Genomic DNA, 17,197 nt, shown 5'->3' with positions numbered 1-17,197 from the left:
ATAATAATAAAAGGATTATCTTAGTTTGACAATCCTTTTAATAAATAAAGTTCAAATAATTCTGCGATTTTTTCTTTTTCTAGCGGTTCATGATTTTTTTCCCAATCAAAAATAAGCGATACGTATAAGCGAAGCATAATAAATGCTGTAATTTCTGGATCACATTTGCTAATTTCACCTTTATCAATCGCAATCTTCAAATACGATTGAATAACAGAAACGATTTCCACATCTACTTGTTGCATCACTTCTTGTACTTCTTTCGTTCCCATATCGCGCTCTTCTTGAATTAATTTAATCATGAGCTGATGTTCTTTTCTGAATTCTAATATGCTATATAATGCTCTATGTACATTTTCAAAAAATGAAACATCTGAACGAATTGCATTTTCTGCAACTTGCTTCATTTCTGTAATTAAATTAGAAATAATTTCACCAAATAGCTCTTCTTTATTCTTGAAAAAAGTATAAATCGTTCCTTTTCCTACATTCGCTAACTTCGCTACTTGATCCATCGTTGTTGCTTTATAACCGAACGCTGAAAAAGACTTTGTTGCAGCTTCAATAATAGAACGTTTTCGATCTATCGCCACATCGTCACCTCCAAAAATGACCAATTGGATAATATAGTCAATCAGTACATCTTTGATATTACCACACGCTTACATTCTATACAAGTTCTCTTTTTTATTATTTCCAGTATAAAAAATTCCAGTCAAGTTATATCATACTGTCCATAGTTTATCAGAAGAAAAGAGAAAAGGAAAAGGCGTTCTGAAGATATACGATTAAACCTTACTTCACAACAACAAATTTCCCTTTTTTCAAATAATCAAATAAAAAAACAAGAAAATCTTTACATTTAATAGTAATATAGAAAATAGACAAGTTTATCAAAATAGTGGAGGCTTTTTCAGTCATGATGCGTGCGCTTCGTTTAAATATAAAGCAAGCTTTTTGTAATCGTGTTTCTTTAATTATTATGTTTAGTGGATTCGTTCTTATTTGTATTTATCATTATTATTATGTCATTCGTTATTTAGGAGACGCTGCGAGCGGACCTATATCAACAGATATAAAATGGATCGGATTTCGCGACAATGAAATGGATGTTTATTTATTATTAATGCCAGTTATTGCGAGTTTCCCCTTTAGTACAAGTTACAATTCGGATAAGTCAGATGGTTTTAAACCGTTCGTGAGTAAGGGGATTTCTATATTTCCTTATTCAGTAACGAAATATATCGTTACATTTTTTTGCGGAGGATTTCTTTATACGCTTCCATTCATCTTATCGTTATTATTTTGCAAATTAACCATTCCAGACGGAACACCTACGATTGGTTCAAGCATCATAAATGCTGATGGAATGTTCGCAAACCTATATTTCGATGCGCCTCTCACTTACATTACTGTATATATCGGAATTAATTTTTTATTTGCAGGTTTAATGGCCCTTTTAGGACTTGCTGCATCTGTATGGTCACAAAAGGACTATATGGCAATTCTCTTTCCATTTGCAGTTGCCTCCATTCCTTACGTCCTGCTAAATACAATATTTCCTTCAATAGGCGGAGCACCTATTCATTTATATGATCCGAAACAACCATTGCAAGGCATGTCACCGTACATTTTAACGATGCAATGTGCTTTCTTTCTTCTCGTTAGCTTATTTATGTATATACAAGGAGTAAAGCGGGATAGAAAAAAATATAGAAGAAGACTGCAAAAAAGAGATCGGTGCAGAAAAGCGTTTCAAGCAATTTCAGACTAAATCATTGAACGAATAAGAGCGTAATTCCCTAAGTTAGCTTAGGGAATTACGCTCTTATTCTCATTGCTCATATAATCCCCCTCCTCTTTACGGCGTACCTGCCAACCCCCATAAAATAACGAACACCGCAAAATAAATCGCTTTAATACCTACAACTGAACATAATAAAATAATTGCATATTTACTTAATTCTCTTCTTGCACCTATTAAAGTAAAAATGACTGCCAAACTAAACGTTATATAAGAAGCTGCTGTATTGATTAAGTTATACGTAATGTCCAAGTTTTGAGTAAGTCCTGTTACATCAGCTAAAAATTGTAGCATGACGATCGTACTGAAAAAAATCGCAAGCTGATTCATTAATTTTCCATTTAACCACGCTTGCATCTTTAACCTCCTTGTTATAAAAACTGAATTTTTAATTAATTTTAGCATGATTTTTACAGAAAAAGAACGCTCAGTATATCTCTAAGCGTTCTTTCATAACTATTTAAGAAGCTTTCTTCAAATCAATTTGAGCAAGTACTGGGTCATGGTCACTTACACGTCCATGTTCTTTCATAATGTTTGAGTTTAAATGTACTGGATCTACAATTGTGTGCGGTGCGATGTTGTTTGTTACTAAAATATGATCTAGCACTTGTGCATTTCCTTCATGAATGTACGTGTAGCGGTTCTCTTTTGGCACTGTGTTTAACATATTCTTTAAGTTTGTTCCTTCTAGTGCTTTTAGTGGTTTAGCAAACTCAAAATCGTTCATATCTCCTAACACAACAACTGGTGCATTCGTGTTCTTTTTCTGAATTCCTTGTACGAATTGATTTACTTCTTGCGCTAATTGAATTCGTTTTTCTTCACTCTTTAATACGAGCGGCTGCACTTTTCCAAATGGCGTTGCATCCCCTATTTTTGAGTTTAAGTGATTTGCAACGACAACAACGTTTTGTCCTTGGAACGTAAATTCTGCCGCAAGCGGTTTACGTGTACTTTCAAATAGTGAGTTTTCGTCTCCAATGCGAACGACATTTTTATCAAGCAACTTCGGTACTGCTGCTAATTTCACACGTGATGGGTTGTAGAAGAAACCGACGCGAATATTCGCTCCTGGTGCTCCTCCGTCTAGATTATTGTTCGGAGCAATTTCTACATACTCATACTTAGGCCCGCGAATTTCTAGTACTGCATCAATGATACGTTTTGCGCTTAATGAAGCATCTGTTGTACCGTCATTAATCGATCCGTTATTATCTTGCATTTCCTCTACACCGATAATATCTGGCATTTTTAAATTGTATTTAATAGAATACGCTAACGCTTTTACTTTTTCATCTGTTGTTTCTTTTTTATTCGCCGAGAAATTTTCAATGTTATAGGTAGCAACTGTTAACTTATCAAGACGAGGCTGAATATTCGCCCCTACTTGCTTAAATCCACCGTCTACTACAGCTGGTAATTCCGTTATTGGCGCAATACGGAACGCACCGTAATCATATCCGACTACCCCTGTTATATTTCCCGTGAAAGTATCTCCTACTTTTGCTACATAATCACGAGGTACTTTTACAGAAAGACGCTCTGGGTTTAATTGATTTTCATCTAATACAGGTGTGCCATATTTCGTTACGACTTTATCACCGCCATTTTCTACTGTTACATATAAATTCCCGTTTTTCTGAGGCGCAATAATTTTTGGTGTTGGCATCGTAACGCGCATGCCTTCTATACTTTCATAGAAGTCGATTGCATCTTCATTTGGATCAAATAAACCGAATGCATCATTATCGATAATTTGATCAGGAATTTTCACACCGTTTTCTCCAAGTACAATCGGTGCTGGTAAAACTTGATCTTTTGCGATTACAGCAACGCGGCTCGCTTTAATTTCAGTCGTCGTTAAATCTGTGTCAAACCTTTCTGCATATCCAGGACCAACATATTCTTCTACTTCTCCATCAACTTGAATAAGATCTCCTACTGCTACATTCGCATCTTTTTTGTATACATAAATACCTTCTGAAGTAGCTGGATCATTATCTGGCTGATTATCTTCTATATAGAAACCATTTTTATCAAGCGCTGTTACAACACCTTCCACATTGTATACTTTCTTTCCTTTATAGGGAGAAATATGTGATTTTCCTTGAATATCATGAATACGAACTGGTTCATTGTTTACGATAATAAATGAAAATGTTGAAATCGCTGAAGAAGTAAGCCCTTCTTTCTCTGCAATTGCTTTAATTACACTATTTTCATTCACTATAATTTGTCCGTTATAACGAACACTCTTATTTGTAGGGTTAGAGCCATCTAACGTATAGTAGATTGTTGCTCCTTCTGTATTCGTTGTTAATGTTACCGCTGTTCCCTTCGCAACTTCTCCGCCACCTGGCGAAGCTACTACATCGCTAACACGGTTTTGTCCTTCCCCTTGAAACTTATGAGCTGTTACCGATTTTAAACCTGGGCTACTAAAATATAATTCAAGCGTCCCTGTTAAACTAACTTTCTTCCCGACATTTTCAGGATGATCTTTCACATTTACTGCTGCTCTCACATCGCCTTTTGGCAACTGAACAGGCATAATTTTGTCTGGATTCGTTTCATTTGGCGAATCCGCAATTGCTACGTTTGTATCATCAAACTTAGCCGGATCTTTCGTGTATTTAGAAGGACTTTGCGTATATCCAACGATATATCCTTCCACTGTCCCCTTCGTTTTCCCTTGCTGCTTAAATACTTGAATTGCTTTTTCTACTGACATAGAAGTCGTTTCTTCTGCTTGTACTAAAGTTCCAGTAAATGAAAGCAATAGTATGAATGATAAAAAGACACTTAACAATTTCTTCACAGCCATTTTCCTCTCTCTATTTCATATTTTCTCAGCATGTCTATCATAACAAATGATTCGTTATATAGAATGCTATTTCGACAAGTTTTACAAAAAATTAATCTAATTTACTCGTTTTCAAACTATAATACAAAATAATAATTTTACACCTTCTACGAATGCGCTCTATAATGTTAGAGAGAAAACAGAAAATATCGAAATTTCATTGGCATGTAAAATGGATTCATTTGAATAGGAGTGATTGGATGGAAGTGCAAACAGAAACATACCGCGCAGCTATGAATGGAACATTAGAACGTCATTTTTCAGATATGATTGCTGTTATACCAACTAGAATTACAATTGAGCAGTTAAAACAGCGGCTAGAAAATATCGCTACTAAAGTTGATGAGTTAAAAATTGTTTATAATGATGAGACAAGCCTTATTGTTGAGTTACATCTGGACGAAACAATCATACCGTATGAACTGCATATTGATGAGGCGAATGACCCAGAAGAATATAAAATGTACAATAGGCAAGATTCTACAATCTTAGATCGTACTTTTGAAGATGCTGCTTATGGCACCGAAATTTTCACTCGTACGCTATTTGCAGGCGATGTGCTGGACTGCTTTTTCCAGCAGTTACAGTTTTTATGGAACCTCGCTCCAGATTTATTATTTGTAATCGATTCAAGTGCAGCAATGAAAGTGATCTCTAGAAGCTATATTGAATATCACGTTGAAAATGAATTGTTACCTGACATTCCTGATTTATACGTTATTCATTCTGTTTATGAAGACGGTAAAGACGGTGAGCCTACGCAATATTGGTTTCATACACATGGGCTTTTAAGAGCAGGTGTGACAGAGATAGAATTAATTATTCCAAATCGCATTTCTTCCTATTACGGCATTGGCGATCTTTTTCAAACATTTGCTAATAATGCCGTTGAGAACGGACAAGTCCCTATGAATGAGCCTATCGTTATCGCGCATAGTCAGCAAGGCTCTATACATACAGTAGCTGTTCCTTGGGAGAAAGGATTATCTTATATTGGGCATAAAAAGAGGATGGATCAATTATCTTCAATCGAGGATGAAGAAGTGAAACTACAACCAATAGATGCCCAAAACATATTCTTAGGCGGAATGGATGACCGAGATGAATACCATCAATCTCCATCCGTTCTCTTATTCAAATTAAATACTTCAGAAGAATATATTGAAAGTTTTTTCAAAGAATACGAGGAAGCTACAGGTCTCATGTTCTATAAAACAAATAGTGAAACCGATCGTATGGCTTACAATGCGAAGAATACTTTCGGGTATTTCAGCAACATTTTTCACATTGAACAATCAAATGAAGATTTTCGTTTCCTCGCTAAGTTTGGTGTCTCTTATGAAGAAGGAAAAAGTGAACATATGTGGTTTGAAATGCAAAACATTACGGAAGATTTCATTCAAGGAATACTCATTAACGAACCATATTTTATAAAAGATATGAGTGAAGGAAATAGTTATCATTTAGATTTTGATAACTTAACAGAGTGGATTATTTATGCAGGGGATGCCGTTATAAAGCCAAATAACTTATATATGTTTGTTGGCGAATAAGTAACAAAACGCCTTCAATATGATTGAAGGCGTTTCACTTTATTGTGCGATTAATTCAGTATCCATTACTTTCTCCAAATAAGATAATACACGCTTTGCGGCTGTCTCACCTTGATCAATACAGTCCGGAAGACCAGAACCAGCGTAAGAACTACCTGCCAAGTATATACCTGGCAACTCTTTTTCCATAAATGTTGTGAGTTTCTTCATTCGCTCGTTATGGCCTACTGTATATTGGGGCATTGCTTCTTTCCAGCGGCTTACGACTGTAAATTCTGGATCCTCTGTAATATCCATCGTCTTTCGTAAGTCTTCTAGTACGAGCTGAACGAGTTCCTCTTCTGTTTGTTCTACAACTGCTTCATCACCAGGTCGTCCAACGTAACAACGAAGAAGCGTTTTTCCTTCTGGCGTTGTATGTGGCCACTTTTTATGTGTCCACGTACATGCTGTAATTGTATAATCGTTATTTCGAGATACGACAAATCCTGTACCATCAATATCGCGCTGAATGGCTGATTCTTGGAAAGCCATTGCCACATTCGCTACTGATGTGGACGGAATATTGCGGAAGAAACGAAACTGCTTGTACTGCGCAAACATAGATGGCAATACTTTATGTGATGTTGCCACTACGACCGCGTCCGCTTCTATTTCTTTTCCGTTACTAAGAGTAATCGTATAACCATCACCAAGTTTTGCAATTTTTTCAATGCGAGTACCCTTTATTATCGTACCTTCATGCATCTTCATTTCGAGAGATTCTACGATAGATTCTAAACCGTTTTTCACTGTTTGGAAGATTCCTTTTTTCGGTTCAGTTTTCTCTTCTTTCGGTGCAAGTGTACGCATACCGAGTGAAATACTGCGATGTTTCTGCTCGATTTGATACATCTGCGGGAATGTTGACATTAAGCTCATTTCATCAATATCCCCTGCATAAATACCCGATAGTAATGGTTCGATTAAATTTTCAACCACTTCGTTGCCGAGGCGATGTCTGAAAAACTGCCCGAGTGATTGGTCAGATACTGGCTTTGATCTCGGCATTAACAGATCAAAGCCAGCTCTTAGTTTACCAATTGGGGAGAGCAACCCGGAAAATAGAAACGGCGTAATTTGCGTTGGAATTCCCATCATTGATCCGCTCGGCATTTTATGTAACCGATTGTTTACGAGGATAAATGATTGACCGCCCTTATTATTTACAAGTTCATCGCCAAGACCTAATTCTCTCGCTAATCTTGCTACACTTTCTTTTCGTGCTAAGAAAGAGTCCGGTCCGCGTTCAATTGTAAATCCATCTTTTCGAACGGTTTGAATTTTCCCGCCAAGTTTACCCGATGCTTCTATCAGTAATGTATCAATCGGCAAGTTGTTGTCACGAATATCTTTTTGTAAGTTATACATTGTTGTTAATCCTGTGATGCCACCGCCGATGATTACAACTTTTTTCCTCAAGCATGCTCCCCCTTTCTTCTTACAATACAGATTCTTTTTTCTTTACTACAACGTCTGTTAAGCAATCAATAAATGCGTCTGATGCATTTGGCATTTCTGGACGATAATATTTTGCGCCAATTTCATCTGTTACAACTTTACACTCAAAGTCATTGTCATATAAAACTTCTAAATGTTCCGCAACAAATCCAACTGGTGCGTATACGAATGAACTGTATCCGTACTTTTCATTTAATTCTCTCGTTAAATCTTGTACATCTGGACCAATCCAAGGATCTGGCGTGTTTCCGGCACTTTGCCAACCTACTGCATAGTTTGCTACTTCAGCACCTCTTGCAATATAGTCAGCTGTTTCATTTAATTGATCTGGATATGGATCGCCAAGTGCGATAATTTTTTCTGGTAAGCTATGTGCAGATACGATTAATACTGCTTTTTCACGCTCTGCTTCTGACATACCGTTATATATACCTTTCACTGCATCGACCCAGTACTGGATGAATTTCGGTTCTTTATACCAGCTATCAATGCCGTGAATTGTTAAGTTTCCAAGTTTCTCAGCTTCTTCTTGTGCTCGTCCTACATACGATTTCACGCTAAATGTAGAATAGTGCGGCGCAAGAACAAGTGCGATTGCATCTTGTATACCGTCGTTATGCATATCTTTCACTGCATCTTCAATGAACGGTTCGATATGTTTTAAACCAAGATACATATGGTACTCTACTTCATCTTGTACTTCATTTAAACGCTTCTCTAACTTTTTAGCTTGCTCTAATGTAATAGTAGCTAAAGGAGAAATACCACCAATTGCACGGTAACGCTCTGTTAAATCTTCTAGCATTTCAGGACTTGGCTTTCTTCCTCTGCGAATATGTGTATAGTAACGTTCAATATCTTCTTCTTTATATGGCGTTCCGTATGCCATTACAAGCAAACCAATTTTCTTTTTCATACAGCAATGCTCCTTTACTTCGCTAACTGCCCTTTAGAGTATTCATGAATAAATGTAGTTAAACGTTTTAATGTATCTGGATTTACTTCTGGGAATACACCGTGTCCTAAGTTAAAGATATAACCTGGCTGTTTCATCCCTTGATCTAAAATACCTTTTACATGTTCTTCAATAACAGACCATGGCGCAAGTAAGAATGACGGGTCCATATTACCTTGTACCGCCTTATGAACGCCGCGTGCACGTGCCTCTTCAATCGGTAAGCGCCAATCTAAGCCGACTACATCAAGCGGTAAGTCGTGCCATTCATTTACTAAGTGTGCAGCTCCTACGCCGTGCATAATCATTGGAACACCCATCTTACGAACTTCTGCAAAAATACGCTCCATTGCTGGTTTAATAAATACACGGTAATCTGCTACATTTACCGTTCCAACCCAAGAGTCGAAAATTTGAACTGCTTTTGCTCCTGCGTTAATTTGTGCTTTTAAATATGTAATAACCATATCTGCTAACTTATCCATTAAAGCGAACCAAGCTTTCGGCTCTGCATACATGAACGCTTTCGTATTATGGTAGTTACGAGATGGACCGCCTTCAATCATATAGCTCGCTAATGTAAATGGAGCTCCTGAAAAACCAATTAACGGTACGTCTAACATTTCTGTCGTTAATAAACGAATCGTATCTAATATGTACGGCACGTCATCTTCTGGATTGATTTCCCCTAGTTTTTCTACGTCTTGTAAAGAACGGATTGGATTATCAATAACTGGACCAATACCCGATTTAATTTCTACGTCCACACCAATTGCAGGTAGTGGTGACATAATATCTTTATAAAGAATTGCTGCGTCTACGTTATATTGATCAACTGGCAGTTTTGTAACGTAAGCACATAACTCTGGATTATGTGTAATTTCAAATAAAGAATATTTTTCTTTTATCTTTCTATATTCCGGCTGCGAACGACCTGCTTGACGCATATACCATGCTGGTACATAATCAGTACGTTCCCCCCTACATGCTTTTAAAAATGTCTCATTTATAGTTCTTACCAAGACCCTTGCTCCCTTCCTTGCCAATGCTTTTGCTCTAAATACGTCCTATTCCGATATTTATCTTTTTTTACTATACAGCTTGTAAAAACAAAATGCATAATATTATGTGCGTTGTTCATTAAATTGACACAAACATCCTTAAAAACGCTTACTATTTTCACAACATTCTTATTATAACACAGAGAAAAACTATGGTTTAGCTACTTTTGACTTTTCTCCCTCACGGTTCGTTTGTGTGTTATATGGCACAACGTAAAAACTCGGTTTTGAAAAGATGTTAACGAACTTTTCTTCATATTCCCCAGCACCATTTACAGTTCCTACCTGCGTATGAATTCCGTTTTCCACTCGATAAATTCGATACATAATTCTTTCATCTGGAAGTGGTGTCCAGCTTAATTTCGCTTTAAATAAACCGAAAGGGCTAAACGCTAATTTCATTTTCACATCTTCGATTTTGCGCAGACGAATCGGAGCACCGATTGTTTCCACACCTTCTGGTTTCATAAACTGTTCTTTCTGTTCTACATTTGCCTTCGTTAAAATTTTCTTAAATAATTTCGTTGCTGACGCACTTTCTCCTTGCAACTGATGCTCTTTATCCGTACGGTCATAACCAATCCAAACAGCGCCTACTAAATTTGGCGTATAGCCAACGAACCACATATCTCTAGCTCCAATATCGTCATTTGGTAAGGAAGTTGTACCTGTTTTTCCAGCTAACGCCCCGTTATATACACCGGCTTTCGCTGTCCCTTCCTTCACAACTCCTTCAAGCATTTTCGTCATATACCATGCCGTTTGTTTCGAGAAAATTTTCGTTTCTACTTTTGGAGATTCTCCAATGACTGCGCCGTGTCTATTTAACACTTTATCAATAACGTGCGGCTCAATAATATCACCATTTGCTAAAAACGCACGATACATTTTCACAAGTTCAAATGTTGAAACACCATTTTTCAGCCCGCCAAGTGCTGTACTTAAACCAGCATCGGTAATATGAACATTTCCTTTCTCTAAATATTGCTTTCCTTCTTCTACCCCTAACTCATTTAATAAAGAAACTGCCGGTACATTTGCTGACTCTAAAATCGCATCGTACATCGTCATTTCTTTCGAATACGCATGGTTATAATTTCGGGGTTCATACCCTTCAAAAGAATGTCTTTCATTCGTCAATAAAGAATACGGATTATACTTTTTCGTTTCGAGTGCTGGCGCATAGACGATAAGTGGCTTTAGCACAGAGCCCGGCTGTCTTTTTGCAAAAACACGATTGAAACCTCTCGGGACGTACTTTCTTCCGCCAATCGCCGCTTTAATTCCGCCTGTACGATTATCCATTAATAAAAAAGCACCTTGCGCCCCCTCTTCTTTCCCAGGGAAATTCCGTGCATCTTGAAACTGGTTATACGCTACCTTTTGAATCTTTTCATCCATCGGAACGACAAACGTATATCCTCCGCGAAGTACTTCTTGATGAGACAATCCATATAAACGAGCTGCTTCATCTATAACCATATCAATATACGGCATATATGCGAGTTCATTCTCGTCTAAGTTTTTGTAAAGAGCAATTGTCTTTCCTTGATAACGTACACTTTCTTCGGCAGTCAAATAGCCTTGTTTATGCATAAGTGACAATACGAGATCGCGGCGCTCCTTACTCTTCTCTGGAGAGAAATAAGGTGAATATCCGTTTGGCGACTTCGGAAGGCCTGCAAGCATTGCTCCTTCCTCTACTGTTAAATCCTCTACATTTTTATTAAAATACAACTTTGCTGCTGCTTGAATACCGTAAGCCCCATGCCCAAAATAAATATGATTCATATACATTTCAAGAATTTGTTGCTTCGTATATTTTTGCTCTAATTGAAGCGAAATTGCGACTTCCTTCAATTTCCGCGTAACTGTTTTTTCACGAGTTAAAAAGACGTTTTTCGCTAGTTGCTGCGTAATGGTACTACCGCCCTCTACTTTTTCTCCAGCTAACGTATCTTTATAAAGAGCACGGAATATGGACGGGTAATCAATTCCTTGATGCTCATAAAAACGAGAATCTTCCACCGCAATAAACGACTGCTGCACGTATTTTGGAATTTGCTCGATTGGTACGAGATCTCTATTTTCTACGTATAATTTCGTAATTTCTTTCCCTTTCTGGTCAACGATACGTGATGAAGAGTGAAAAACGAGTTGCTTTTCATCTGTCATATAGCCACCAGCTAACACAATAAGTTTATAAAATACAATCGCTAATACAAGCGTTGCTAACCCACCTAATAAAGTCCACTTTACTTTCTTCATACACCGGCCTTCTTTCCAAATGATGGTACATTTATTATTTGAAAAAGAAGTATCTTTATGTATATAATCTTCGAAGTTTTTTACGAGAGTTGATATAATAGAAACAAACGATTAAGGGGGCATTAAAATGAAGGCTATTATTTCATACGAAACACCTCTAGAACAAGCACATTTCACTGCAAAAAATAATGAAAAAGATATGTTTTATAAAGAAAATACAGAAGAATCTGTAGAAGGATCACTTCAGTATGACGTACTAGACGCTGTTGGCGAATTTAAAGGACAACCTGGCTACATCGTTTGTAATAACATTTCTGTAACAGATGAAGGTCGCCCAGTATTTGAAAACCGCTTTAAAAACCGCGCTGGCCTTATCGAAAACGAACCAGGATTCCAAGCAATTCGCGTTCTACGCCCATTAAGTAACGATACATATGTTATCTTAACGATGTGGGAAACGGAGCAAAACTTTAAAGACTGGACAGAATCACGTTCATTCGAAAACGCTCACAAAAAACGCCCTGCACAAGCAGAAGATCAAGGACAAGCTCAGGCTCAGGCGCATCCACATGCGGAACAACAGAAAAGTATTTTCTCTCGTCCGTCTTTCGTGACTACTTTTGATGTGTTAGTTTAAGTTTTGGCGTTTGGAGACGGCGATATGTGAAATTATATCGACTTATTGACAAATGACGACACAAAAAGGAAACACCGTTACACGCCGGTGTTTCCTTTTTCTTTATACCAATTATATATACAAAGTGCATCTTCTTTTTGCATATGCTTCACTTTGTAAGGATGCCCCGCTACCGATACGACAGCTGTACATAACTCGTCTTTCTTTTGAAAATACGATTGATTGTATCCGACTGCTTGAACATGCCTTCTTCGCATGATTCCTGTATATTTTGCTAGGCCACGGTATACCATGACTAACTGATTGTCTCGTATCATATATCCACCACTTTTATACCTAGCGTATGAGAGTAACGTAAATATGATAAATAGTGGTATTAAAGTGAATAACGCCATATTTTGCTTAAAATATATACTCGCACCGGCAATTGGCACAGCGAGTACAGCACTTGTAATCCATCCCATGATGACATAACGACGTAATGCAGCCTTCGGTAAAGGAACGATTTTCTCTTCCATTTCATACGGCAACTGTAAATACGTAAGTAACTGCTGAACATCTTTTTTCTTCATAAAAGGATGTAACATCACTTCCTGCCCTGCTGCTTCTATACTTTGAATAACTTCCACTTCGACAGAGCAATAACCGAAAGGCTGACGGAGAATTCCTTCTTTCACAGTGATCGCTTGAATGCGGTGTAGTTTTAAAACAAACTCTTTCTTATCAAATAACCCTTGCACGATGCGAATTTCATTTCTATTTCGCTCAATTTTAAAGTTCGCATATTTTAACGCATAGCCAGCTGTTGAAATGACCCACGAAACCGCCATTAAAATCGCGACCATAACAATTAATTCATATACACCGTTATCCATCACATACGCTTCCACTTTATTGATGAGCCATTCTGGAAGAAATTGATTAAACTCTGTGTAAATAAGAAGTAACCCAGAAAACACTAATCCGAATCTACCAGATGTAATAGATGCTGCTAAAATTTCTTTCGTTGCTAACTGATATACCGTCTGACTTTCTTCTGCCGCAAGCGTCTCTTCAGTCACAACGCTTCTTTCTTTATGTAATAAAGCAATGAGTTCCTTCGCTTCATCTTCTTTAATACCAGCTAACATTACTTCTGGCTCAGTACCGCCGCCCGCTACTTCGATATTTAACTTTGTCAGTCCAAGCACCTGATAGATGATGTTAGAAGATGTACTAATATTTTGCACACGCTCTTTATTTAAGTAACTTTCTTTCTTAACGAACACACCGTGCTTTATATGTACAATATTATTTTCAACCCAGTACACTTTGAAATACCATTTTATAGCTGAGAAAATTGCCATAATAAATAATATAGCCAAAAGAACGAGATGAAAGAAATACCAAGGTTTTACTTGGCCATCTGATTTAAATAGAACAAGAAAAATAAAAGGCAATAAACCCGCAATTCGAATACCTAATAAAATTGTGATCGGATGTTGCCTCTTATACATCCTGATCACTCACTTTCGCAAGTTCTCCAATTTGTCTTTTCAACTGTTCTGCTTCTTCCTTCGTTAAGCCTGGAATACTATGAGAAGTTGCCGCTGTTGAAATATGTAATTCTGCTAAATTATACTTTCTCATAATCGGTCCTTGTTCAATCGTTACATGCTGCACACGCATCATCGGAATAAGTACGCGTTTTACAACGAACATTCCCTTTTGAATCTCAATCTCTTCTTCATTTAATCTGTAACTATAATAACGTTGACGTAAATTTGGAAACACAAAATAATCAAGCGGGATAAATAGAATAGCTCCTGTTACTAGCAAACCAAACAACCATCCCCACCAATTAAAAGTAATCATAAAAAAGAAATACGCAATTACGACTGCTAGTATAACTGCCGCCCCAATTAAAGCGTGAATTCTCCACACTTTCAGCATATTAGAATGAATCTCCCTTTCTAACGGCTGCATCTCATCACTCCAATTATATGAATTTATTACTTATATATTAGTTGGTATATACATTTTTGTAAAATTATAGTTTTCTACATCGTATCCATTACTTCTTTAAAATTCCCTTCATTAATGGCATACACTTGAAACTGAATATAATCTATTTCATTCGTATTAGGGCGGGCATATGGCAAAATGGTAAATTGAGAAGCTGATCTTCCTAACATATCTACAATCATTAGAGAAACGTCAATATATTCAAAGTCTACACGGAACACTACTGCTTCTCCCGTAAATTCATACTCTTTAATCGCATCATAAGACTTATTCGCACTAATTAACATCACTTTTAATAGTTGGTTCAAATTTTCTGCTTTAAAATTAATCATATACGCAGCTCCTTTTTTCAATAAAACACTACAAAAATAGTGTAATCTTATACTTTCATAGCTTCACACATCAATTATATTAAAAATAAAGCTAGTTTTTTATAAATTTTTTGATATAATTACTTACGGGAAAAGGGAAGAATTTTGTCTTCCCTTGTGTTTTTATTTGCATCTAGTACTTTTGCTAGATGCTTTTTTTTATATTAAAAAAGGTACCCTCAATTACTTTGAGGATACCTTTTTCATCAATTTAGTGCATTTCAATAATTGTACCATCTTCGAATACTTTAAATACACCAGTAAATCCTGGTCCACCTGCACCTTCTATTTTATATGTCGTATGCACTCTAATTTGATAATATTTCTTTCCATTCTCTACTTGCGTATTCTCTAGCGTGTAATCATAGTCTTCTTTATATTCATTTTTAATATATTCTTTCGCTTTCTCAAAAGTAAATGCATTTTGATTCTTTCCTGTTTCTACCTTTTTATTATTTTCTGTCGCTACTTTTTGAGTCTTGTCTGCTTCTACTTTTTTATTATTTTCTGTCGCTACTTTTTGAGTCTTGTCTGCTTCTACCTTTTTATTACTCTCTGTCGCTACCTTTTGATTTTTTTCTGCCTCAGGTTTTTGAGTCTTTTCTGTTGCTACCTTTTGATTCGTTACTACATTTGTTTTTTGTGCCTTCGCTGCTTCACTCTTTGCAGTTTTTTCTTCTTCATTCATTTTAGTAACTAACCCTACCGCTTTTTTATTATATTCTTCAAGTTTTTTGTTATCTTTTGTTTCTGCAACTAGCTTATTTAATATTTCTTTCGCTTCTGCATAATTTTTCTTACTTATTAACTCTTCACTTTTCGTCAATTGCTCACTATACTTCTTGTTTTGCTCTAAGATGGCTAGTAATGCTGTTCGTTCTTCCTTTGCTTGTTTTACAAGCGTAGTATTTCCATTCTGCATATTCTCTACTTTTTCAAATGACTTAATTGATTCTTCTACCTTTGTTTCTTCTTTTAACTTCACTGCTTCAATCATTACTTTCGTTTGTTCTACAAGCACCTTTGCATCTGAATCATCTTTTTTCTCATCTAGCGCTTTTTCAAATGATGATAAGGCATTTTTATATTCTTTATTCGTTAACGCAGTCTTTCCTTCATCCATTGCTTTGTCAAAATTCCCATTGTTACATCCAGCTAACATTAAAAACGTAAGTCCAATTACCATTAATAACTTTTTCATTTTTTCTCCTCCTATATATCCCTAAAACAATAAATAACAGCATATGTATAAAAGTCTGTGTAGTAATTAGACTGAAAATAAAGATGTACTTTGTGTGTGGGAAAGGAAGTACATTTCATTTACTATCATTACTTAAAACTCCTAAATAGTTGGTAGTTGGTTTTCTTCTTCTTTTAAAGACAGAAAGGAATTTTAATCATGTGCGTAAAGATCTCACCAGACTCTTTACTACACACACTCTTATACACATAGAAAAACTCTTTTTTAATTTTATATATTCTCAGTTGATTGGATACGAAATCTAATTCGTAACATACCGAAAGACAAAAGAAAACAAATCGTAATATAAGTTACGATTTGTAACTCTTCTGTAACACAAATGTAACATAAGGTTTTTGAATATACAATAGTTTTTTTACATTATTTTCCCCAATCTACATTTTAAGGCGCTAATACAGTGCCAAAACGAGTTTCATCTCCACCTGCTATTGGACTATCATCCTTTGAATACTTTAGGAAATAGACCTCTTTTCTAAAGTATTCAAATTAATTACATAGATAACTCTTTTTTCACCCAAATATTACGAAGACCTTTACCCTTGTACTTTCACATTAAATATATAGCTAACTTTTTTGATATAACCGCATTAAGAAAATAGGACGCACTTTGTCTTCCTTTTTGTTTTTATTGGTATCGAGTTCTTTTGCTAGATGCTTTTTTATGCCAAATAAAATAAAATAAAAAAGGTATCCTCCAATACTTGAAGGATACCTTTTCACTTTTATTATCTCTGCTGTTTTCTACCTAATACGAGTAATCCAAAACTCATCATTACAAGAAACGCTCCCATATATGGTTCCACAGGCATTTTCTTTCCTGTCTTCGGTAATTCTTTTTCAGGTTTTTCTGGATTTGGTGTTCCAGGCTTCTCTGGATCCGTTGTTTCCGGTTTTTCTGGATTTGGTGTTTCAGGCTT

The 17,197-nt window shown here is 36.2% G+C and carries 15 protein-coding genes; 3 read left to right on the top strand and 12 right to left on the bottom strand.

Translation table 11 applies throughout. The annotated features are described in order from the left end of the window. Positions 1–20 precede the first annotated feature (20 nt). On the bottom strand, positions 21–593 hold the full coding sequence (locus tag KVT31_RS10665; protein WP_000963375.1) for a TetR/AcrR family transcriptional regulator: 573 nt from the start codon (positions 591–593) through the stop codon (positions 21–23). Between the two features lie 326 nt (positions 594–919). On the opposite strand from KVT31_RS10665, the gene KVT31_RS10660 reads away from it, so the two are divergent. Continuing rightward, the gene (locus KVT31_RS10660; protein WP_088095443.1) at positions 920–1,774 is read left to right on the top strand and encodes a hypothetical protein; all 855 of its coding nucleotides are present in this window, start codon (positions 920–922) and stop codon (positions 1,772–1,774) included. Positions 1,775–1,861: 87 nt separating this feature from the next. On the opposite strand, the gene KVT31_RS10655 is transcribed toward KVT31_RS10660, so the two are convergent. Next, positions 1,862–2,161 (bottom strand): hypothetical protein, encoded by a 300-nt coding sequence (locus KVT31_RS10655; RefSeq protein WP_140392375.1) that lies wholly within the window; start codon positions 2,159–2,161, stop codon positions 1,862–1,864. Between the two features lie 103 nt (positions 2,162–2,264). Further along, positions 2,265–4,631 carry a DUF6359 domain-containing protein gene (locus tag KVT31_RS10650; RefSeq protein ID WP_088095442.1) on the bottom strand — a complete coding sequence of 789 codons (2,367 nt, stop codon included), beginning with the start codon at positions 4,629–4,631 and terminating at the stop codon, positions 2,265–2,267. Positions 4,632–4,870: 239 nt separating this feature from the next. Between KVT31_RS10650 and KVT31_RS10645 the strand changes: the two genes are divergently transcribed. Continuing rightward, entirely contained in the window at positions 4,871–6,223 is a 1,353-nt protein-coding gene (locus tag KVT31_RS10645) for a DUF4026 domain-containing protein (protein WP_088095441.1), read from the top strand. A gap of 39 nt (positions 6,224–6,262) precedes the next feature. Here KVT31_RS10645 and hemY read toward each other — a convergent pair whose 3' ends face one another. The 4 genes from hemY to KVT31_RS10625 form a co-directional block, all read right to left on the bottom strand. Continuing rightward, positions 6,263–7,684 carry a protoporphyrinogen oxidase gene (gene hemY / locus KVT31_RS10640; RefSeq protein WP_088095440.1) on the bottom strand — a complete coding sequence of 474 codons (1,422 nt, stop codon included), beginning with the start codon at positions 7,682–7,684 and terminating at the stop codon, positions 6,263–6,265. Positions 7,685–7,703: 19 nt separating this feature from the next. After that, positions 7,704–8,639, bottom strand: a complete 936-nt coding sequence (gene hemH / locus KVT31_RS10635) for a ferrochelatase (protein WP_088095439.1) — start codon at positions 8,637–8,639, stop codon at positions 7,704–7,706. A 14-nt stretch (positions 8,640–8,653) separates the two neighbouring features. Beyond that, positions 8,654–9,700, bottom strand: coding sequence for a uroporphyrinogen decarboxylase (gene hemE / locus KVT31_RS10630; RefSeq protein WP_000252605.1), 1,047 nt, complete (start codon positions 9,698–9,700; stop codon positions 8,654–8,656). Positions 9,701–9,889: 189 nt separating this feature from the next. Next, on the bottom strand, positions 9,890–12,007 hold the full coding sequence (locus KVT31_RS10625) for a transglycosylase domain-containing protein (protein ID WP_088095438.1): 2,118 nt from the start codon (positions 12,005–12,007) through the stop codon (positions 9,890–9,892). Positions 12,008–12,134: 127 nt separating this feature from the next. Between KVT31_RS10625 and hmoB the strand changes: the two genes are divergently transcribed. Beyond that, positions 12,135–12,644, top strand: a complete 510-nt coding sequence (gene hmoB / locus KVT31_RS10620) for a heme-degrading monooxygenase HmoB (protein ID WP_088095437.1) — start codon at positions 12,135–12,137, stop codon at positions 12,642–12,644. Between the two features lie 77 nt (positions 12,645–12,721). On the opposite strand, the gene KVT31_RS10615 is transcribed toward hmoB, so the two are convergent. The 5 genes from KVT31_RS10615 to KVT31_RS30240 form a co-directional block, all read right to left on the bottom strand. Continuing rightward, the gene (locus tag KVT31_RS10615) at positions 12,722–14,140 is read right to left on the bottom strand and encodes a PH domain-containing protein (protein WP_088095436.1); all 1,419 of its coding nucleotides are present in this window, start codon (positions 14,138–14,140) and stop codon (positions 12,722–12,724) included. Then, the gene (locus KVT31_RS10610) at positions 14,133–14,609 is read right to left on the bottom strand and encodes a PH domain-containing protein (protein ID WP_088095435.1); all 477 of its coding nucleotides are present in this window, start codon (positions 14,607–14,609) and stop codon (positions 14,133–14,135) included. Before KVT31_RS10610 ends, KVT31_RS10615 begins: the two co-directional genes overlap by 8 nt. A gap of 74 nt (positions 14,610–14,683) precedes the next feature. Then, positions 14,684–14,980, bottom strand: coding sequence for a protoporphyrinogen oxidase (locus tag KVT31_RS10605; protein WP_088095434.1), 297 nt, complete (start codon positions 14,978–14,980; stop codon positions 14,684–14,686). A 250-nt stretch (positions 14,981–15,230) separates the two neighbouring features. Further along, complete coding sequence (locus KVT31_RS10600) at positions 15,231–16,220, bottom strand: hypothetical protein (RefSeq protein WP_088095433.1); 990 nt, start codon at positions 16,218–16,220, stop codon at positions 15,231–15,233. A 785-nt stretch (positions 16,221–17,005) separates the two neighbouring features. Continuing rightward, positions 17,006–17,197: LPXTG cell wall anchor domain-containing protein (locus KVT31_RS30240; RefSeq protein ID WP_253631338.1), on the bottom strand; the 192-nt coding region annotated here is incomplete at its 5' end.

Source organism: Bacillus sp. GbtcB14 (assembly GCF_019091205.1).
Lineage (GTDB): Bacteria > Bacillota > Bacilli > Bacillales > Bacillaceae_G > Bacillus_A > Bacillus_A cereus_AG.
Note: the sequence above shows the minus strand (reverse complement) of the source record. Positions and strands in the feature narration are given on the sequence as shown.

Coding starts and splice junctions, on each gene's coding strand:
- KVT31_RS10660 (WP_088095443.1), top strand. CDS start 920: ATGATGCGTGCGCTTCGTTTAAATATAAAGCAAGCTTTTTGTAATCGT.
- KVT31_RS10655 (WP_140392375.1), bottom strand. CDS start 2,161: ATGCAAGCGTGGTTAAATGGAAAATTAATGAATCAGCTTGCGATTTTT.
- KVT31_RS10650 (WP_088095442.1), bottom strand. CDS start 4,631: ATGGCTGTGAAGAAATTGTTAAGTGTCTTTTTATCATTCATACTATTG.
- KVT31_RS10645 (WP_088095441.1), top strand. CDS start 4,871: ATGGAAGTGCAAACAGAAACATACCGCGCAGCTATGAATGGAACATTA.
- hemH (WP_088095439.1), bottom strand. CDS start 8,639: ATGAAAAAGAAAATTGGTTTGCTTGTAATGGCATACGGAACGCCATAT.
- KVT31_RS10625 (WP_088095438.1), bottom strand. CDS start 12,007: ATGAAGAAAGTAAAGTGGACTTTATTAGGTGGGTTAGCAACGCTTGTA.
- hmoB (WP_088095437.1), top strand. CDS start 12,135: ATGAAGGCTATTATTTCATACGAAACACCTCTAGAACAAGCACATTTC.
- KVT31_RS10615 (WP_088095436.1), bottom strand. CDS start 14,140: ATGTATAAGAGGCAACATCCGATCACAATTTTATTAGGTATTCGAATT.
- KVT31_RS10610 (WP_088095435.1), bottom strand. CDS start 14,609: ATGCAGCCGTTAGAAAGGGAGATTCATTCTAATATGCTGAAAGTGTGG.
- KVT31_RS10605 (WP_088095434.1), bottom strand. CDS start 14,980: ATGATTAATTTTAAAGCAGAAAATTTGAACCAACTATTAAAAGTGATG.
- KVT31_RS10600 (WP_088095433.1), bottom strand. CDS start 16,220: ATGAAAAAGTTATTAATGGTAATTGGACTTACGTTTTTAATGTTAGCT.